General features: G+C 40.1%; 20 protein-coding genes. 12 read left to right on the top strand and 8 right to left on the bottom strand.

The window, feature by feature from the left end:
* Nucleotides 1–57: 57 nt before the first annotated feature.
* The 5 genes from ACEQZT_RS04380 to ACEQZT_RS04360 are packed head-to-tail and all read right to left on the bottom strand — an operon-like array spanning nt 58 to nt 6,576.
* Nucleotides 58–789: a LytR/AlgR family response regulator transcription factor gene (locus tag ACEQZT_RS04380; protein ID WP_370087613.1), complete on the bottom strand. Its 732-nt coding sequence runs from the start codon at nt 787–789 to the stop codon at nt 58–60.
* A 5-nt stretch (nt 790–794) separates the two neighbouring features.
* Nucleotides 795–3,647: a histidine kinase gene (locus ACEQZT_RS04375; RefSeq protein ID WP_370087611.1), complete on the bottom strand. Its 2,853-nt coding sequence runs from the start codon at nt 3,645–3,647 to the stop codon at nt 795–797.
* A gap of 9 nt (nt 3,648–3,656) precedes the next feature.
* On the bottom strand, nt 3,657–3,884 hold the full coding sequence (locus tag ACEQZT_RS04370; protein ID WP_370087609.1) for a cytochrome b5 domain-containing protein: 228 nt from the start codon (nt 3,882–3,884) through the stop codon (nt 3,657–3,659).
* Nucleotides 3,884–6,244, bottom strand: a complete 2,361-nt coding sequence (locus ACEQZT_RS04365) for an endonuclease MutS2 (RefSeq protein WP_370087607.1) — start codon at nt 6,242–6,244, stop codon at nt 3,884–3,886. The genes ACEQZT_RS04370 and ACEQZT_RS04365 overlap by 1 nt, the downstream gene beginning before the upstream one ends.
* Entirely contained in the window at nt 6,244–6,576 is a 333-nt protein-coding gene (locus ACEQZT_RS04360) for a DUF4296 domain-containing protein (protein ID WP_370087605.1), read from the bottom strand. The genes ACEQZT_RS04365 and ACEQZT_RS04360 overlap by 1 nt, the downstream gene beginning before the upstream one ends.
* A 135-nt stretch (nt 6,577–6,711) precedes the next feature.
* On the opposite strand from ACEQZT_RS04360, the gene ACEQZT_RS04355 reads away from it, so the two are divergent.
* The 10 genes from ACEQZT_RS04355 to ACEQZT_RS04310 all read left to right on the top strand — a co-directional run bounded on the left by ACEQZT_RS04355 (nt 6,712) and on the right by ACEQZT_RS04310 (nt 13,773).
* Nucleotides 6,712–7,596, top strand: coding sequence for a DUF58 domain-containing protein (locus tag ACEQZT_RS04355; protein ID WP_370087603.1), 885 nt, complete (start codon nt 6,712–6,714; stop codon nt 7,594–7,596).
* Nucleotides 7,577–8,479, top strand: coding sequence for a hypothetical protein (locus tag ACEQZT_RS04350; RefSeq protein WP_372530134.1), 903 nt, complete (start codon nt 7,577–7,579; stop codon nt 8,477–8,479). Before ACEQZT_RS04355 ends, ACEQZT_RS04350 begins: the two co-directional genes overlap by 20 nt.
* On the top strand, nt 8,469–9,512 hold the full coding sequence (locus tag ACEQZT_RS04345; protein ID WP_370087599.1) for a VWA domain-containing protein: 1,044 nt from the start codon (nt 8,469–8,471) through the stop codon (nt 9,510–9,512). The genes ACEQZT_RS04350 and ACEQZT_RS04345 overlap by 11 nt, the downstream gene beginning before the upstream one ends.
* Nucleotides 9,513–9,566: 54 nt before the next feature.
* Nucleotides 9,567–10,076 (top strand): RNA polymerase sigma factor, encoded by a 510-nt coding sequence (locus ACEQZT_RS04340; protein ID WP_370087597.1) that lies wholly within the window; start codon nt 9,567–9,569, stop codon nt 10,074–10,076.
* On the top strand, nt 10,060–10,476 hold the full coding sequence (locus tag ACEQZT_RS04335) for a hypothetical protein (RefSeq protein ID WP_370087595.1): 417 nt from the start codon (nt 10,060–10,062) through the stop codon (nt 10,474–10,476). The genes ACEQZT_RS04340 and ACEQZT_RS04335 overlap by 17 nt, the downstream gene beginning before the upstream one ends.
* A 57-nt stretch (nt 10,477–10,533) precedes the next feature.
* On the top strand, nt 10,534–11,061 hold the full coding sequence (locus ACEQZT_RS04330) for a DUF4252 domain-containing protein (protein WP_370087593.1): 528 nt from the start codon (nt 10,534–10,536) through the stop codon (nt 11,059–11,061).
* Nucleotides 11,062–11,119: 58 nt separating this feature from the next.
* Nucleotides 11,120–11,605: a hypothetical protein gene (locus tag ACEQZT_RS04325; protein WP_370087591.1), complete on the top strand. Its 486-nt coding sequence runs from the start codon at nt 11,120–11,122 to the stop codon at nt 11,603–11,605.
* Nucleotides 11,602–12,495, top strand: coding sequence for an ABC transporter ATP-binding protein (locus ACEQZT_RS04320; RefSeq protein ID WP_370087589.1), 894 nt, complete (start codon nt 11,602–11,604; stop codon nt 12,493–12,495). Before ACEQZT_RS04325 ends, ACEQZT_RS04320 begins: the two co-directional genes overlap by 4 nt.
* Nucleotides 12,488–13,327 (top strand): ABC transporter permease, encoded by an 840-nt coding sequence (locus ACEQZT_RS04315; RefSeq protein ID WP_370087587.1) that lies wholly within the window; start codon nt 12,488–12,490, stop codon nt 13,325–13,327. The genes ACEQZT_RS04320 and ACEQZT_RS04315 overlap by 8 nt, the downstream gene beginning before the upstream one ends.
* A 113-nt stretch (nt 13,328–13,440) precedes the next feature.
* Complete coding sequence (locus ACEQZT_RS04310) at nt 13,441–13,773, top strand: hypothetical protein (protein ID WP_370087585.1); 333 nt, start codon at nt 13,441–13,443, stop codon at nt 13,771–13,773.
* Between the two features lie 57 nt (nt 13,774–13,830).
* On the opposite strand, the gene ACEQZT_RS04305 is transcribed toward ACEQZT_RS04310, so the two are convergent.
* Both ACEQZT_RS04305 and ACEQZT_RS04300 read right to left on the bottom strand, forming a co-directional pair.
* Nucleotides 13,831–14,451: a LysE family translocator gene (locus ACEQZT_RS04305; protein WP_370087584.1), complete on the bottom strand. Its 621-nt coding sequence runs from the start codon at nt 14,449–14,451 to the stop codon at nt 13,831–13,833.
* The gene (locus tag ACEQZT_RS04300) at nt 14,452–16,005 is read right to left on the bottom strand and encodes a GH3 auxin-responsive promoter family protein (RefSeq protein ID WP_370087582.1); all 1,554 of its coding nucleotides are present in this window, start codon (nt 16,003–16,005) and stop codon (nt 14,452–14,454) included.
* A 59-nt stretch (nt 16,006–16,064) separates the two neighbouring features.
* Between ACEQZT_RS04300 and ACEQZT_RS04295 the strand changes: the two genes are divergently transcribed.
* A complete protein-coding gene (locus tag ACEQZT_RS04295) occupies nt 16,065–16,733 on the top strand; it encodes a YggS family pyridoxal phosphate-dependent enzyme (RefSeq protein ID WP_370087580.1) in 669 nt (222 codons plus the stop codon).
* Here ACEQZT_RS04295 and ACEQZT_RS04290 read toward each other — a convergent pair.
* Complete coding sequence (locus ACEQZT_RS04290; RefSeq protein ID WP_370087578.1) at nt 16,730–17,134, bottom strand: DUF1573 domain-containing protein; 405 nt, start codon at nt 17,132–17,134, stop codon at nt 16,730–16,732. The two genes, ACEQZT_RS04295 and ACEQZT_RS04290, sit on opposite strands and share 4 nt — an antisense overlap.
* A gap of 56 nt (nt 17,135–17,190) precedes the next feature.
* Between ACEQZT_RS04290 and ACEQZT_RS04285 the strand changes: the two genes are divergently transcribed.
* Complete coding sequence (locus tag ACEQZT_RS04285; protein ID WP_370087576.1) at nt 17,191–17,682, top strand: NUDIX domain-containing protein; 492 nt, start codon at nt 17,191–17,193, stop codon at nt 17,680–17,682.
* Nucleotides 17,683–17,698 lie beyond the last annotated feature (16 nt).

Raw genomic sequence — 17,698 nt, 5'->3', positions numbered from 1 at the left:
CAAATGAATAACAGGCCAGTTTTAGCGGATGAAGTGTCGTATCCAATGAATAGACAGCTATAGCTGCTGCAATTTTTCAATCAAGTAATCCTTTTTATTTCGTGATACCTCCACAGACACACCGTTCTCAAGAACCACACTTCCTTGCTTTTTATCATACTCCACAATTTTATCCATATTGACTAGATATGATCTGTGAAGGCGAACAAAATTTTTGTCACTCAAAAGCTTCTCATACTCTCCCAAAGGTTTAGAAGCAATCATGGTGGAATCTGCTAAATGAAATTTGGTGTAATTCTTTTCAGAGGATAGAAAATTCACATCTGCATATTTCAAAATGTAAATACCATCTACAGTATTAATGGAAAATCGGTCCGAAACTTTGTTCTCTATCAATTCTGATAGAATATTGAGCCTCTCGTCGGTTTTAGCCAGCTCTTTATATTTTTCAATCGCACTTATCAGTTCTGCCTTATCCACCGGCTTGAGTAGGTAATCTAAGGCTGACAGCCTAAGTGCAGTAATCGCAAACTCATCGTAAGCAGTAGTAAATATGACTTTAGCTTGACTGGTCTTGTTTAATCTTTTCAGTAGATCAATTCCTGATCCGTTCGGCATATTGATATCAAGAAATATAAGATCTGGTTCTTTCTGTACTATAATTTTATATGCCTCATTAATGTTGTTTGCAGAACCAATCAAAGTAATTTCCGGACAATATTGTTCAATGAGTATCTGGAGGCCTTTGATGGCTCTTGGTTCATCATCTACAATTAATCCTTTTATCATTCTATTCAACTTATGGAAGGATAACAAAATGTCACACTTGTGCCTGTTTCATCAGAATTTATTTCAAATTTGGACTCTACACCGTGTAATTTATTAATTAGACTTATTCTTTCTTCTATCAGTTGAATACCATGAGGATTGTTATGCAAATCCTCATTAGAGGTAAAACCGACACCATTATCCTCAACTTTGACAAATATTTGCTTTCCCTTAAGTTCAAATGTTAGCAGAATTTTATTGGCCGAATCGCTAGGCTGAATACCGTGCCAAATTGAATTTTCAATTATGGGTTGCACTATCATTGATGGTATTCTTTCGAGATAGATATCGATATTTTCATCAACTGAAATCTCGAAATCTAAAGGTCTATACAATCGCAGTTTCTCCAACTCAACATATAACCTCATCGCATCTATTTCTTCACTTATGGATACTGTGAGAGAATCAGAATGATTTAAAATCGTCCTCATTAGCTTGCCGTACTTAACCAAATAGCTTTCTGCAATAGAGCTATTACCCTCCAGGATAAACGTCTGAATTGAATTAATCGAATTGAAAAGGAAATGAGGATTTATTTGAGCTTTAAGCGCTTTCAGATCAGATTCAATCTTGGCACGCATCAGCATCTGCCGATTCCTCTTTGCCTTTGAAATAAAGAAATAAATTAAGTAAGCAAATAATAGGAGCGCCAAAGTGACAACTAAGAGAAACCATTGTGTTTGCCAAAAAATATTATCAATGTGAAATTTCAAAATTTGTGGAGTGGACCATTCACTATTGATTGACTTTGACCTGACCTGAAAAGTATAGCTGCCCGGTGATAGCTTTGAGAAAATAAATTCATTGTTGGGGCTCCCTGACCAAACAGGTTCAAGTTCATTGTCCTTGATTAGCCGAAACTGATAAGCCAGATTTCTATGATCCTTGAAATAAATAGTTTTCGTATTAATCTGAATAGGACCAACATCGTAAGGAAAATAAATTATATCATCTGTATTTGAAAACAACGAATCATCCGCCACTACTTCGTCTATAATGATTGGAAAATCCATACTTTCGTCAAAGTCCTGACTATGTGAAAAAGTAAATAGTCCGTTATCCTGAGCTATATATATATCATTTCTAAAATACTTGATATCATTCACTCTGGCAGGAATCAGGCCGTTTGATTCGGAAATATGTGAAAGTTTGGAAATGGTGTTTTCATCGAAATAAAACTTACTCACTCCTTTGGGACTGGCGGCATAGATGATTGTATCGATGATTAATGTCTTTCCATACACATTGGAATAATTAGTGGCCCGAAAAGCGTTGAGTTGATCAGGATTTAGATCTTTTAATGCACTAAGCTTAATTCTCAATAGGCCTAATCCATTTGTTGCAACCCAGATAAAATCATACCGATCCATACCTATATCTGTAATTTGAAGGTTATCAAATGCTCGATAGCTTTTGATGGTATTCTTACCTAAATCCATCATAAACAACCCTCTGGAACTCGCAATGAAGATTTCCTCATCTGATAAAAACTCTAGATCTCTGATTTTACCGATTTGATGGTATGCAAAATCCCTTTCTGTTCCATCCAGCAAATGGACATACTTAAGCCCATTTGGTGATTGAAAAATGAATATGTGCCCTTTTAGAAAACTTGTATTGGTTGCTTTGAAGCGATTGTCATTAATTCGACCATTTTTATAAAAAAAATTTGAATGAAGTGTCCATATATCCTGAAGAGAATCCACATAGATGGCTTTCAAATAAGAACTGGGCACGTCATATAGGTCGGTTACTTGACCATGATCTAAATACCCGACTTTATTGTCTGAGTGGACCAGGTAAAGAATCGAATCATTATAAGCACTCAAACCTTCTATTTCAAGGTCTTCATGCTTTTTTACCTCATTTTTTGGTAGAAAAAAAACTCCCTTATCCAATGTTGATACCCATCGATTTCCTTCATTATCCAGTATGCTAGAGGTTGTCTCATCAAGGTTTAAGATATCAGTACTATTGAGTATATGAGGATCTAAAGACTTAATTCCTTTGTCAGTGAATAATAAAAAATCATCCTCACCTCTGTCAAAATTGTAGATTTTGGTGTCTTGGATGATAAACTCCTCAATAGATTTTTTTTGAGGATCAATTTTCATCAACCCCTGATTGAGCGAGGGGAAGCAAGTGTAGATCTTTTCATCATAAGATTTAAGGTAAGAGAAAGAATGGCACTTTCCCTGACCCATTAATTTTAAATCGGAGTTAGATAAGCTATCAAGCTCCATTAATTTATCAACTTCTAAGATCGTGTATTTTACATCATAACCACTCACAATGACCCAATTGCATTTTCCATTTAATTCGGTCAAATAATAGGTAAACCCATCAAATTTTAATGAGTCAGTGGTGGTTTCATTCAAGATCTTAATGCCATCAACCAGAGCTGAAACATAAATCTTTCCCTGGCTTTCAACAATACTTGAGATTCGGGATTTAAAATCAGCATTTTTCAAAAAGCTTTCATTTTTAGAATTATAAATCCTTCCATCCTTTAAGTACCCTACTCTCCCATTATAGGTGTAAAACCATATCCTGTCCTTGGAGTCCTTAAAAAAGGAAAGGATATCCATATCCGGTAACCCCTCTTTTAATCCATAATTCCTGAATTCCACACCATCAAATCGGCTTAATCCAGCGTCTGTCCCGAACCAAATAAAGCCCTGATTATCTTGAATTATGCAATAAACGGTGTTTGAAGGAAGGCCATCATTAATAGTATAATTGATAGAATTTGGAAATTGTGAAAATGACAATCCAATTAAAAAGCTGAATGATGAAAGGAAAAATAACGTTCGTAACACTACCTGAAGTCATTTAACAAGTTTCCCTACTACCTGCAATTTCTCAAAAACTTTTGTATCGTGGGGAGCATCTTGCAATTCGTCTGTGAGATCCTGGCCTGCCCAGTGCTCATAGTGCTTTCCGTTTTTCCATAATCTGGAATGCGTCACATCATAAATCACTCCTCGGTATGCAATCCAGATTTCTTCCCGATCATTGCCATTTCTAAGTGCTAGTTGCTGCCTGGTAAATTCCATTATTGTAGCTTAATCACTGAAATGCCAGCTCCACCCCTATCTGCATGCTCATCTTCGATGCTGGCAATACTCGGATGACCTTTGGTCACCGTCCTCACAATCTCTCTAAGCACACCATGTCCTTTTCCATGTACGATTCTTATCTCGTCTGCTCCCACTAGCAAAGCTTCATCAATAAAAGCTTCAACCTCACTCATAGCTTCATCCGCTCTCATCCCTCTGATGCTTATTTCATGATTGAAGTTGGCCATCTTATTGCTTAGATCAATCCCCAGTTTTTTCACCTTCTTTTGATAGCTCACCTGAGGCGAAGCGTTCGCTTTTTGCAGTTTGTCAGTTGATACGATGGACTTCATAGATCCAAATAAAACCTCAGCCTGCTTGCCTTTTATTTTCTGAACCGTACCAGTTGTATCCTGACCAATGACGCTAACAACATCACCTTCTTTTATCTCAGCTTTTCGGGGCTTCTGCTTTTCTTTCAATTGAGATTTTTTATGATCAAGCTTTTCCCTGGCAGCCTTTGTTCTCTCCTTTGATGCTTTGCTCTCCTTTATCTCCCGGATCACCCGCTCCACATCTTTGTTCGCAGCTTCCAGGATGTGATTAGCCTCTTTCTTAGCTTCCTTAATGATTCGTTTTTTATCCTCTTCCAGCATGCTCCTTAGATCCTCATAGTCCTTGCGAACCTTATTTAAGTCACCCTGATCCTTCTCCAATTTCTTCGTCAACTTTTCATATCGAGCTTTCTCCTTCTCCAGTTGGTTCAAAAGCTGATCATAGGCTACATGTGAGCTACCTATCTTCTTCCTCGCTGATTCGATGATCTCAGCCGGCAATCCAATTTTACTTGCTATTTCAAACGCAAACGAGCTTCCCGGCTTACCCACCTCCAATTCAAAAAGTGGCTCCAGAGCCTCCAGATCATATTTCATTGCTCCATTGATCAACCCCGGGGTTTCATCACCAATCTTTTTCAGATTTTGATAATGTGTTGTCACAATCCCGAATGCACGCTGCTTGTTTAGCTCATGTAAAACAGATTCAGCAATAGCACCGCCAAACTGCGGTTCGGTTCCCTTCCCAAACTCATCGATTAAGAATAAGGATTTTTTATTCGTTTGCTTAAGAAAAAACTTCATGGAGGCCAAATGAGAACTGTATGTACTCAAATCATCCTCAATAGATTGAGTATCTCCAATATCAATGAAAATAGAAGAGAAAATGCCCATTTTGCTTTCTTCATTGATGGAAACCGGTAATCCTGCTTGCAGCATGTATTGAAGTAACCCAACGGTCTTTAATGCTACAGATTTACCACCAGCATTAGGTCCTGATATGATCAAAATTCTTTTCTCCTGATCTAGAGTCAGGTTTAATGGAATCACTGGCTTGCTACTAGCTTGATGCGACAAAAAGAGCAGCGGGTGGATAGCGTTAATCATTGAAAAACTGGTTGATTTACCAACCTCTGGAATCACTCCATTGATCAAGTCAGCCAATAAGGCTTTCGCATGAATAAAATCCAACTTTTCCAGTAAGTCAGAACCATTCTTTAAATCTGAAAGATTAGCTCGGACATGATCTGACAACTCAATCAAAATGCGAATAACCTCTCTCTTCTCCGCATATTTCAGCTCCCTCACCTGATTGTTCAAATCCAGCACCTCTCCAGGCTCAAGATAGACCGTTTGCCCTGTTGCGGATTCGTCATGCACAAATCCCTGAATGCGCTTCTTATGCTCTGCTTTTACAGGAATAACCAGCCGTCCATCTCGTACCGTAAGCGTACTATCATCCTCTGTAAACTGATCCTCCTTTGCCTTCTTCAGTATCTTTTGGATGGCCGAACGCACCGCTTGCTCGGACTTTGTAATTTTTGATCTGATCTCAGCAAGCTCTCGAGAAGCTGAGTCTTTTACTTCTCCCCTATCATCTATTGTTTTATCAATGTGGATGGCAAGGTTCGAATCAATTTCAATCCTGCTGGAAAGACTGAAGAGCTCCGGGTAGCCATCTCCTTTTTGCTGAAAAAACAATACCCAGGATGTTAGCGTCTTTACACCCCTTTTGAGCTCATGAAAATCCTGTGGATCAAGAAATGAACCCGGCACTCTTATTCTGGTGAGATAATCATCAATATCCGGAAATTCGAAAGACACTTTATCTTCAGAACTCCGTTTAAGCCTGATCATCTCCTTGGCTTGATTTAGCCACTTTATCAGTACCTCATAATTATCGGTTGGCTTTGCTTTTTTGGCGAGCTGCTCCCCCCGGTCGCTCTGACAAAACCCGATCAAGTGATTGCGGATTTGATCAAATCCTAATTTTTCTTCAATATCCTGCGGATATACTTTCACTACTTATACCTCTTTTCTCTGGCCATCAAAGTATCCACTACAGCTGTGTAGATCTTCTCAAAATCATTTGGATTATCTACATAATAGTTGAAACTACGCTCGTATTGTTCCTGGGTGATACCTAGGTCCTTAAATAACAATTTCTCATAGTGTTCGTAAACCGCTTGCGTACTATCGGAAGGAACCACCGGCACATTGTTGATTTTAGCATCAAGTAGGTGAATTTCGATCATCACCTCCACCATCTTGGGTGGCGTAATCAGATCCTCAGGAGTGTCTGAACTTGTGCAGGAGCAAACTATTACAAGAACGGTTAAAAAAATGTTTCTCAAATCGGTCTATAAATTCGTGAAAATATAATTTTGAAGGTCAAAGCTTGTTTTGATCTAAAAGCAAAGATCATACAAGCAATGCAATTATCAATGATGCCATATTCTTGCCAAACTTGATAAAGCAAAAAACTCGACATGAAGGACATCCTCAAAAGACTTAGACGGTACGAAATACGCATCAGAAAAGCGATCAATTCGCAGATGCAGGGAGACTTCCATTCCATCTTCAAAGGATCGGGATTGGAGTTTGATGACGTTCGTCCCTACCAATGGGGAGATGATGTAAGAAACATAGACTGGCGAGTAACCGCCAAAGGTCATGGTACCTTCATGAAAACATTCATTGAAGAGAAAGAGCAGACTGTTTTCTTTCTTTTGGATGTTTCAGCCTCTCAGGAAATCGGGAAAGACAAACGACAAAAAATAGATTTGGCGAAAGAAATGACCGGGCTTTTGGCACTTTCGGCTATACGTGAAGGCAGCAAGGTGGGTCTGCTCTGCTATTCTGATCAGGTAGAAGACTATGTGAAGCCGAGCAAGACGGTAAAGCATGCATATGAGATCATCAATCGAATGTTTTCGCTCAAGCCAAAGTCCAGAAAGACCAACATCAACGAAGGCATCAAGTACACGCTCAATCTTCTAAATAAAAAAGCCATCGTATTTGTTATCTCTGATTTCATCGATGAAAACTTTACCCATTCAATGCGGGGTTTGGCACGTAAACACGACCTGGTGGTTGTGCATATCTCAGATAAAAGAGAATCTGCAATTCCTCATTTGGGCATTGTACCCCTTTACGAAAAGGAATCCGGCAAAACAGTGTGGCTAAACACCTCATCAAAAGAATTTAAAAATGCCGTGGAAAAGACGCATGGGCAGAATAAAGAATCCCTTGAGGATTTCTGTAAGCGAAATGACGTAAACTACATTTCCATTGGCACAGAGGATGATTACGTTCCTAAACTCATCAAACTTTTCAGACACAGAAACAGAAGCAATGCGAGAAGGACAAGGTAAACGTTGGTTGACGATCATTGCCCTTTTGTGCTCCATAAACATGAGCGCACAGGAAATTTCTGTAAAGGGCGGCTTTGTAGAGGATAGCCTGCTTATTGGGCAGGATGTGAATTTCTGGATGTCAGCGTCTTATCCTCCTGATTTGGAAATGGTGTTCCCGGATAGCTTATATTCATTTGCGCCATTTGAGTTTAGTTCCAAAACTTATTTCCCTACATCCATAAAGGATGGCTTGGCATATGACAGCACGGTGTACACGATTCAATCCTTCGAGATTGATCTAGTACAGTATCTCAAACTGCCGGCCGTCATTTTGAAAGGAAAAGACTCCACCAGGATCGAAACCCCGCTAGACTCTATTTTCCTGACGGAACTGGCGCCAATTGTTTCAGACTCAACAAAACTTAAAACTAACCTTGACTACCAGGCTGTAGATAGGCAGTTCAACTATCCACTGATGTACTACATCCTCGGTGGACTGATTCTGTTGACAATCACATTGCTTTTGATTTTCGGAAAGCGAATTGCGAAATGGTTTAAGCTTATGAGGCTGAGGAAACGATACGAGCAGTTCTCTGAGATTTTCAACTCCTATGTAACCAAACTTAAAGTAGACCCAGATCCGGAATTAGCAGAAAAAACGCTCGTTTTCTGGAAAAACTATCAGGAGCAGTTGGATCAGGTGCCTTTCTCAGTACTTACAACGAAGGAAATCTTAAGCCATGATTTTGCACAAGAATTGGAAAAACCACTCAAAGCCATTGATCGGGTGGTGTATGGTAAGCGTGTGCAAGAAAATGTATTTCAGGATTTTCAGCAGATAGAAGACTTTACTCAGGACAGGTATTCTAAAAAAGTAGAGGAAATCAAAAATGGAAAGTAAAACAGCAAACTGGCTCTCACTTGAATGGTTTAGCCCTGCAAGACTCCAAAGCTTTGATTGGGCCAACCCACTATGGTTTTATGCCATGCTGTCTATTCCATTAATTTTTATACTTAGATGGTTAATTGTAAATCGGTTTAGCCAAAAATTACCTGTAGCGCTTACTAAGAAGGATCTAAAGAGTGATCCAATTACTTACCTAAGATTCATTCCACCTATTTTCTTCATCTTAAGTCTGGTGCTCATCATGACCAGTCTGGCCAGGCCTCAAACCACCAATGAGCAGGTAGAGCAATGGAGTGAAGGAATTGACATAGTTCTGAATATTGACATCTCAGAATCAATGCAAATCATGGATTTCCTCCCCAATCGTCTGGAAGCAGCCAAAGAAGTAGCGCGAAACTTTGTTGCCGGTCGCTTTCAAGATAGAATTGGACTCGTGATCTTTTCTGGTGATGCTTTGCCTTCTTGCCCTCTCACCACCGATTATGGTCTTCTTTACGAACTAATTGAGGACATAGACTTTGACAAGATAGAAAGCAGGGGCACAGCCATTGGTAATGCCATTACTTCTGGGATAAATTTCTTGCGCGAATCAGAGTCTGAGTCTAAAGTGATGATTTTGCTTAGCGATGGAGACAATACAGCCGGCAATGTAGATCCTATCACAGCAGCCAATCTGGCAAACGCCTACAACATCAAGATGTATGTGATTGCCATTGGTAGAGAAGGAAAGGTCCCATTTGGGACTGATTTTTTTGGACGGCCAAGGCTAGTGGAAAATACTTTTGATGAGACCACCCTCAGGGAAATTGCCAAGATCGGAAACGGTAAGTTTTATAGGGTGTCGGACAAAGAAGCCCTGGTTCAGGTTTTTGACGAAATAGACAGGCTTGAAAAAGCAGAGATCAAAGAAACCAGATATAAGGACACGACTGACTTCTACTATGTATACCTGAAATGGGCAGCTATTTTCTTGCTGCTTTGGCTGATGACTAAGTCGACTTTCGTTACTAATGTGTTGACGGATTAAAAAAGATTAAACTAATCTGTAACTTTTCATTCGGCTTCCACATCATCTTGCTGAATGTCACACAACCTTTACCATAAACACATCCTACCAGCCAGCGACGGCATGTACCGATACGCGTTATCAATAGTACATGAACCGGAGACTGCCAAGGATGTAGTGCAGGACTGTCTTACGAAAATCTGGAGTATTCGCAAGGATCTGGACAAAGTAGAAAAAGTCAACGCGTGGGCTTTTCGTATTGTCAGAAACCGATGCATCGAGATCTTGCGAAGGAACCGATATGCAGACCTGGATGAAAAGGTGGTGAATATGAGATATTCAGGCACGGTAGAAGAGCAGGCCATCACAGATGACTTTATGTCACTGATGAATGAAGTGCTCAAAACGCTACCGGCCAAGCAGCAGGAGGTCTTTCACCTTCGTGAAGTGGAAGACATGAGCTATCAGGATATAGCTGATACATGTGGCCTCAGTGAGAGTGACGTAAAAGTCAACATTCATCGGGCCAGAAAGAAAGTGAAGGAAGCCATGCAAAAAATAGACGCATATGGGATCGCAAATTGATAAACTACTGGAAAAGTACTGGAACGGTGAGACCAGCCTGGAAGAAGAGAAAGTGATTAAATCACACTTCAAATCCAACCCTGCTCTCAACAATGAAAGTCACTATTTCCGATACCTCACCAAGCAAAAAGAGGTGAAGTACAAAGGATCAAAAGGCCTTAGCGGAAAAAAAGCCTGGCTTTCAGCAGCAGCCACAATTACGATCGGAGTTATTACAGCAGCGTTGGTTTTCAATGATGCAGGTAAGGACCCGTTTGATATTGATGACCCTGAAACTGCACTCCAGGCAACCAAAGATGCTTTAATGATGATTGGCTCTGAGCTAAATCAAGGGCAGAGTCACACGTTGGAGCTCACAAAGTTTAATAAAGCTAAAGAAGAGCTACAGGAAGAATCCTAAAGCACTTTTTACTACAGAAAACCAAAACCTCGATTTAAGACCATAAAAAATAAAACGATGAAAAAGATTGTATTAACCATGTTTGTTCTTTCTGTTGCAGGCTATGCCTTCGGACAGGGAGCCGTAGTTTCCAAATACTTTGACAAGTATGAAAATGATGAAACATTCACAAAGGTATCTGTGAGTAGCAAGATGTTTTCGCTATTCACAGAGATGGAAGGAAACACCGAAGATGAAAAGGAATTTCTGGATGTTATCAGTAAGCTGAAAGGCATGAAAGTAGTAGCCAGCGAAAAGGTATCTGACCCTAAAGGGCTTTACAACAGCGCCATCAGCGATGTTGCCAAAGCAGGATATGAGGAATTGATGACTGTAAAAGATGCCGAGGAAAATGTGAAAATCTCTATCAAAGAGAAAGACGGCATCATTGAGGAGTTGATTCTGGTAGCCGGTGGTAAAGAGAAATTTGCCATGGTCAGTCTGTACGGAATTATAGACCTAAAGCAGGTGTCTAAGCTGGCAAGCATGATGCGAATGAGCGAGCTGAAATACCTCAAAAATCTGGAAGAAGACGGTAAGAACTAAAGACAGTTAGTTGACAAGGTGGGGTGAGATATATCTCCCCTGCCTTTATTAAATCACAATGAAAAAACTATCACTACTTGCTTTTGCATTGCTTCTCAGCTGCAGCCTGCTAGCACAGGAATCAATCATCAAAGACTTTGCAGAGCCGCGAAGACCCACAAGATGGATGAATCCACTGTGTTTCTACCCAAGCACACTCCGGATGATTAATATCACTCAAGATCCTAACTTTAATGAGCTTGTGAACGACATAGAGAAGGTATTGATCTATACGTTGGATTCTGCAACAGTTGCATCAAAAACATATACAAGCTTCCTTAAAGATTATGAGGCTGTCGGATATGAAGAGTATATGACTATGCTCGGTCAACAGGAGATTCGAATCATCGGGAAAAAACAAGAGTATGTTGGCGTGATGGCTTCAGAAGGAAGAGCTATGGCATTTTACCTGAGAGGAGATATTCCATTTGCTAAGATTCCCACACTGATTCAAACCTTCCAAAGTGATGATGTGCTACCAATGATAACTGAGCAATTCAAATGAGTGTTTTAAAAATCAATAAACTCACCAAGAAATTTGGCCGACTCACGGCTGTAAACCAACTAGATCTCACCATAAAAGAGGGTCAGGTTTACGGTATACTGGGGCCGAACGGAAGTGGAAAGACAACTACACTCGGAATGATACTTGAAGTTGTAGCACCATCGAGTGGAAGCTTTGAGTGGTTTGGTGGAATGAAAAATGTAGAGGCCAGACAAAAGATCGGTTCCATCCTGGAGACTCCTTGCTTCTATAGCTATCTCACCGCCGTTCAAAATCTAAGAATTGTCGCTCACATCAAAAAATGTGGGACGAGTAGGATCGATGAAATCTTGAAGCAAGTAAACCTGTACGAGCGCAAGGACGATAAATTTAAGACTTACAGCTTAGGAATGAAGCAGCGCCTATCCTTAGCGGCAGCCCTTCTCTCCGATCCTCCGGTATTAATGCTCGACGAACCAACCAATGGGCTTGATCCTGAAGGAATCGCAGAAGTGAGGCAGCTAATCAGAGATATCGCTGCACAGGGAAAAACCATCATCATGGCCAGCCACTTGCTGGATGAAGTACAAAAGGTATGTACAGATTTCTGCATCCTGAGAAAAGGAGTGAAACTACACGAAGGATCCGTAAATGAAATTCTGGGTGAGACCAACGCGGTAGAAATATCATCGCCTGATCTCGATCAGCTCTCGACAGCCATTGAAAAATTTGATGGCCTGGAGAAAATGGAGCGTCAAAATGGTTCACTAATGGCCTACCTAAAAGAAGGACAATCCTCGGATCACCTAAACCAATTCTGCTTTGATCAGGGCATAGCTCTGAAAAAACTAATTCCACAATCCAAATCACTAGAACAGGAATTCCTAAAAATCTTAAAAGAAAATGATTAGAGCTTTTACACTTGAATGGCTGAAACTGAAGCATTACAGGGTATTCTGGATTCTGTTTGGGCTCTATTTACTCGCTCAATTGATCATTACCAATGGAGGTGTGTTCTTCCTGGAGTGGCTCAAGAGCAAGGATGTTGACTTTGACGGCATTGATCCAACCATCCTACCGATTTACGATTTCCCGGACATCTGGCAAAATTCTGTTTGGCTGGCATCATTCGTCAAGGTTCTCATCTCATTTATCGTGATTGTTTCGGTAAACAATGAGCTATCCTATAACACTCTCCGCCAAAACATTATAGATGGTGTGAGTAAAAAGGAGTTTTTGCTTTCTAAGCTTTCGTTAATTCTTTTTCTGTCTGCAGTGTGTACGCTGGTGCTATTCGCCTCCGGACTTATAGCGGGCTTCCTATACTCACATGTCACCGATTTCAAATACATCTTTGACGAGATGGAGTATCTTCTCGCCTACTTCTTCCAGTTGGTCATCTTTTGTCTCTTTGCTTTCAGTTTGGCAATGGTCATTAAAAAGGCAGGTTTTGCAATCGTATTTACGATGATGTATAGCCTGGTCTTTGAGCCTATTGTCACTTCCATTTTGGAATTTGCTCCATTTACCAAAGACTATACAGCAGGGATAGTCAAGTTTTTCCCAATCTATTCCATGGAGAAGCTTTGCGGTAAAGCTTACGAAAGTCCTTTTGCACGATATTTCTTTCAAGAAATTAAAGATGACATCTATTGGCACGAATGGGTTATTGCTATCGGCTGGGGAGCTATTTTCATGCTTTTTATCACCTGGATTCTCAATAAAAGAGACTTAAAGGCCTAAACGACAATATTTAGCATTTCGACTATACTTTATTGTAACTAAACTAAAACCCTGATACCAAGTCAGGGTTTTTCTCGTTGTTTGTGTTACACTACTATTAAAGAAAGCAGGTTATGATAAAGTTTGTAGCAATTTTACTGTCAGTGGTTGGATTTAATTTTGTTGTATCATTCACCACTTCGTCTCAGCCTCAGGAACTGGAGGTAGAGTTTAGCAATAGCGCTGTTGCCATCGAAAGCGGACAGCCGGTTTTCTCGAAAGGAACTAAAATTTGGATTACCAATCCAAAGAAAGAAGAAATAAAACTTTACCTCAACGAGGAAGAAAAAGAAATCAACGAAGAAAAAATTGATTTATCTAAAATCACAAACCTTGTAGAAGGTACTTACACATTAGTAGTAAATACCAATGCAGACGAAAAGGTATTTGGTTTTACAATACAATAATTAGGTTAGGTTAGTAAGTTAAAAGTAAGCGTGTTCCGATCTCGGGACGCGCTTTTTTTATACGTAATTATTTAGCAGGAAATATAGAATCTGGAAAGCAAAGAGAATCAGTATTACAGCTACTGTTCTATTCATGTTACGAACGAATTTTACTGTTATCAGGTGTTTCAAACGATGCGCAATAAACGCTTTTCCAATGTCCATACTTAAGATCGTAATGAGCATGCCTCCGAAAAACTGAAGTTGCTCATTGAAGCTGTACTCAAAATTGATTGCTATAGCGCTCACCCAGGTAGCCCACGAAACGATAATAAAGGGGTTGAGCCCATTTAAAAAAAGCCCTTTCGCAAAATGTTTCGCGTAGTTTGAGTCGTTCATGATAGCCTCCTCACTTTGGATTTTTGGTGTTTTAAACCAGCTATAGAGACCATATGCTCCCAGCATGATCACACCAAAAATTCCCATCCAAAATTTGAAGTCATCTGTCTCCAGAGCTTTTGCCATACCTAGCAAGACCAGAACCACATAAAACACGTCACTTATAGATATACCGACTGCAAGTACGATAGCTTTTTTAAATCCTTGCTGAATGCTGGTTTGGATAAGTGCAAAAAATGCAGGACCAAGAGCAAAAATGAAGATCAGTCCAAAGATCAGTCCGTTAATAATTGGTGGCATCTAGCTCGCTTGGGTATTTTGGTCGGTTAGAAAATTTTTCCAAAGTTGGGCTTTTTCTTTCTTTAATACACGCGGAAATTTATTTTGACTGCCAACCTTACCTTGAGACTCCATCCATTCATAAAAGGTATTTGATGCTAACACGCTTATTCTCACCTCTTTGAGTGCTGAGGTTCGCTCCACCCGATAATCATCGTTTAATTCTTTTAGATAGTGATCAATTCTATCTTTCAATTGATTTTCATCTACTGGGTCATCCGTTCCAATATACCAATGATGAGCAAATAAGCTATCTGCTCTTTCTCCAAGTAGTGTAAACTCCCTAATATCAATCTTCATTTCTTCCTCCACCAATTCAATTGCCTTGTTCATGTTATCCAGACTCAAATGCTCGCCACACAAGCTCATAAATAGCTTTGTTCGGCCTGTAATCACAATCTCATTTTCCTCAACAGATGTAAATTTGATAACGTCTCCAATAAGGTATCTCCATGCGCCTGCATTGGTTGTGATCAACAAAGCGTATTCCTTACCCTCCTCTACCTCATCAATCTTCAGAGTCTCTGCACCCTCTTTGATCTTTCCGTCTTCATCAAAGTTTGTTACCGTGAATGGCACGAATTCATAAAATATCCCATTATTAAGCACAAGTCTCATTGACTTCTGATTGGGATACGCCTGAAAAGCAATGAAACCCTCAGAGGCAAGGTATGTTTCCATGTAGTGAAGCGGACGACTCAGCAAGCGCTCAAAGCCTCGCCTATATGGCTCAAAGGATACTCCACCGTGTACGAAAATCTGCAGGTTAGGCCAGATGTCATGAATCGTCTTCACGTTGTACTTTTCAATAATCTTTTCCATCAGAATCTGAAGCCATGCAGGAACACCAACAATGATCCCGATATCCCATTCCGGTGCGCTTTTGACGATTTCTTCAAGCTTGTCATTCCAATCTTTCGTCTTCGCTATCTTCTTTCCCGGCTTATAAAAATGCTGAAACCAGAACGGAATCTGAGCTGCTGTAATGCCGCTTAAATCCCCCTCGAAATAGTGACCACTTTTCTTTAAGTCTGTGCTGCCACCCAGCATCAATATCCCCTTTGAAAACAATGAGGCCGGAAGATCGTATTTGCTCATAGTCAGGATCTGTCTCATGGAGGTTTTCCTGATAGACTTCACCATCTCTCTGGTTATTGGAATATATTTTGAAGACGCACCTGAGGTACCTGAGCTCAGCGCAAAGTATCTGATTTTACCAGGCCAGCACACATCCTTTTTCCCCTCTTTCGCCATATGCCACCACTCCTCGTAAAGCTTGTCATAATCGAAAATGGGAACCTCTTGCTTAAATGACTGGTAAAACTGATCGTTTCTTCGCTTGAAGGAACTAAGGATTTTATCAAACGAGTATGCCTTGCCAAACTTAGTATTCTGACAGTGGATGAGTAAGTTTCTGAGCTCCTGCTTCTGCAAATCCAGTGGGGAAGTATATAACTGCTCCAAACTTTCGCGCAACATGATCCCCTTCTTGAGTAATGTCCCTAAAATTGCCATTCAATCCTATCGAAACTTATTTTTTCGTTTTCAAATTTAAGGATGTAAAAGAGACAATAATGAGCGAAATATCAAACCAACTGACAGATTTAAAGAAAAGCCTTCCAGGATCATGCACTTTGGTGGCGGTGAGCAAAACCAAACCTAATGAAGATATCATGGAGGCGTATAGAATCGGGCATTTCGATTTTGGTGAAAATAAAGTTCAGGAACTAACCAAAAAGGCAGAAGAGCTTCCCAAAGATATTCGCTGGCACATGATCGGTCACCTTCAAAGAAACAAGGTAAAATACATAGCTTCATTTGTTCACCTTATTCATGGAGTCGATTCATTTAAACTTCTAAAAGAAATAAACAAACAGGGGAGAAAAGCTAACCGCATCATAGACTGCCTTCTTCAAATGCATATTGCAGAAGAAGACACCAAATTCGGACTAGACAAAAATGAATTAACTGAGCTTCTATCCAGCGAAGAATTTAAGGAAATGAAGCATGTTCGTATCGCCGGACTCATGGGCATGGCCACCAATACAGACAATGAAGAACAGGTGAGAAGGGAATTTAGAGGACTTAAGAACCTCTTCAATGAAATAAAAAATTCTGACCATACCAATGTTCAAATGAACATCCTATCCATGGGAATGAGCGGGGATTATCAAATCGCTCTGGAGGAAGGAAGTAATATGGTCAGAATAGGGAGCGCAATCTTTGGCTCCAGAAATTATTAATTGTTTGGATCAGGAGGCATCACATTGGTGACGATCTTCACACGCTCCGGATTGTTCACCGCATTTGACATTACAGTAATCACCTTGTTTTGCATGCCCATTTTTCCGGCACTATTAAACACCACTTTTAGTTTGGCCTTCTTACCAGGAGCAATTGGCTCTCTCGGCCACTCAGGTGCTGTACATCCGCATGTAGTTCTCACATCCGACAGGATCAATGGCTCAGTTCCCACATTTTCGAATTCGAAAACATGCTCCACTTTCTCACCTTGAGTGATTTCCCCAAAATCAAATGACTTTTCCGTAAAAGAAATCTTTGGGCCTGTCATTGGCTCATCTTCTTCCTGTGCTGTCGCAAAAAATGCAAATCCAATCAACAGCAATGACGCTAAGTATTTCATAGTATTTTTAATTAAAATGTAATTCCAGAACCAAAGTTAACGAACATATTTGGCAAATGTTAAATCAAAATCATTCCAAAAATCCGTTTCAGGATAGAGTGAGAGTACGAGTCTGCGGCATATTACAGGAAAATGGCAAAATCTTGCTTTTGAAACACAACTCGATAGGGCCAGCAGGCTATTTGTGGTCTCCACCTGGTGGTGGTGTGGAATTTGGCGAACACATTACGGAAACACTTAAAAAAGAATTCGCTGAAGAAACCAACCTGCATGTGGAAGTAGGGGAATATCTTTTCACGAATGAATACATTGGGGGAAACCATCACGCTATCGAACTTTTTTTTGAGGTGAAAAGGCCCTCAGGTAATTTAAAGCTAGGAAGTGATCCTGAATTAAGCGCAGAAAAGCAGATTTTGACAGAGGTTAGATTCTTTTCAGCGGAAGATTTAGCTTCACTTCCTGAAAATGCCATTCATAATGCATTTAATGCCGCTGGTGCAAGAGATAAAATTACCGAACTTAGGGGTTTGATTACTTTTAAGCATTAATAGTATTCTGGTGTTC

The sequence above is a fragment of the Ekhidna sp. genome, from assembly GCF_964218185.1.
Classification (GTDB): domain Bacteria; phylum Bacteroidota; class Bacteroidia; order Cytophagales; family Cyclobacteriaceae; genus Ekhidna.
Note: the sequence above shows the minus strand (reverse complement) of the source record. Positions and strands in the feature narration are given on the sequence as shown.

What these genes read in the sequence shown, in the direction of transcription:
- ACEQZT_RS04355 (WP_370087603.1), top strand. Translation starts at nt 6,712, where the DNA reads ATGAAGGACATCCTCAAAAGACTTAGACGGTACGAAATACGCATCAGA.
- ACEQZT_RS04370 (WP_370087609.1), bottom strand. Translation starts at nt 3,884, where the DNA reads ATGGAATTTACCAGGCAGCAACTAGCACTTAGAAATGGCAATGATCGG.
- ACEQZT_RS04345 (WP_370087599.1), top strand. Translation starts at nt 8,469, where the DNA reads ATGGAAAGTAAAACAGCAAACTGGCTCTCACTTGAATGGTTTAGCCCT.
- ACEQZT_RS04320 (WP_370087589.1), top strand. Translation starts at nt 11,602, where the DNA reads ATGAGTGTTTTAAAAATCAATAAACTCACCAAGAAATTTGGCCGACTC.
- ACEQZT_RS04290 (WP_370087578.1), bottom strand. Translation starts at nt 17,134, where the DNA reads ATGAAATACTTAGCGTCATTGCTGTTGATTGGATTTGCATTTTTTGCG.
- ACEQZT_RS04285 (WP_370087576.1), top strand. Translation starts at nt 17,191, where the DNA reads ATGTTAAATCAAAATCATTCCAAAAATCCGTTTCAGGATAGAGTGAGA.
- ACEQZT_RS04300 (WP_370087582.1), bottom strand. Translation starts at nt 16,005, where the DNA reads ATGGCAATTTTAGGGACATTACTCAAGAAGGGGATCATGTTGCGCGAA.
- ACEQZT_RS04340 (WP_370087597.1), top strand. Translation starts at nt 9,567, where the DNA reads ATGTCACACAACCTTTACCATAAACACATCCTACCAGCCAGCGACGGC.
- ACEQZT_RS04310 (WP_370087585.1), top strand. Translation starts at nt 13,441, where the DNA reads ATGATAAAGTTTGTAGCAATTTTACTGTCAGTGGTTGGATTTAATTTT.
- ACEQZT_RS04380 (WP_370087613.1), bottom strand. Translation starts at nt 789, where the DNA reads ATGATAAAAGGATTAATTGTAGATGATGAACCAAGAGCCATCAAAGGC.
- ACEQZT_RS04305 (WP_370087584.1), bottom strand. Translation starts at nt 14,451, where the DNA reads ATGCCACCAATTATTAACGGACTGATCTTTGGACTGATCTTCATTTTT.
- ACEQZT_RS04315 (WP_370087587.1), top strand. Translation starts at nt 12,488, where the DNA reads ATGATTAGAGCTTTTACACTTGAATGGCTGAAACTGAAGCATTACAGG.
- ACEQZT_RS04330 (WP_370087593.1), top strand. Translation starts at nt 10,534, where the DNA reads ATGAAAAAGATTGTATTAACCATGTTTGTTCTTTCTGTTGCAGGCTAT.
- ACEQZT_RS04325 (WP_370087591.1), top strand. Translation starts at nt 11,120, where the DNA reads ATGAAAAAACTATCACTACTTGCTTTTGCATTGCTTCTCAGCTGCAGC.
- ACEQZT_RS04295 (WP_370087580.1), top strand. Translation starts at nt 16,065, where the DNA reads ATGAGCGAAATATCAAACCAACTGACAGATTTAAAGAAAAGCCTTCCA.
- ACEQZT_RS04335 (WP_370087595.1), top strand. Translation starts at nt 10,060, where the DNA reads ATGGGATCGCAAATTGATAAACTACTGGAAAAGTACTGGAACGGTGAG.
- ACEQZT_RS04350 (WP_372530134.1), top strand. Translation starts at nt 7,577, where the DNA reads ATGCGAGAAGGACAAGGTAAACGTTGGTTGACGATCATTGCCCTTTTG.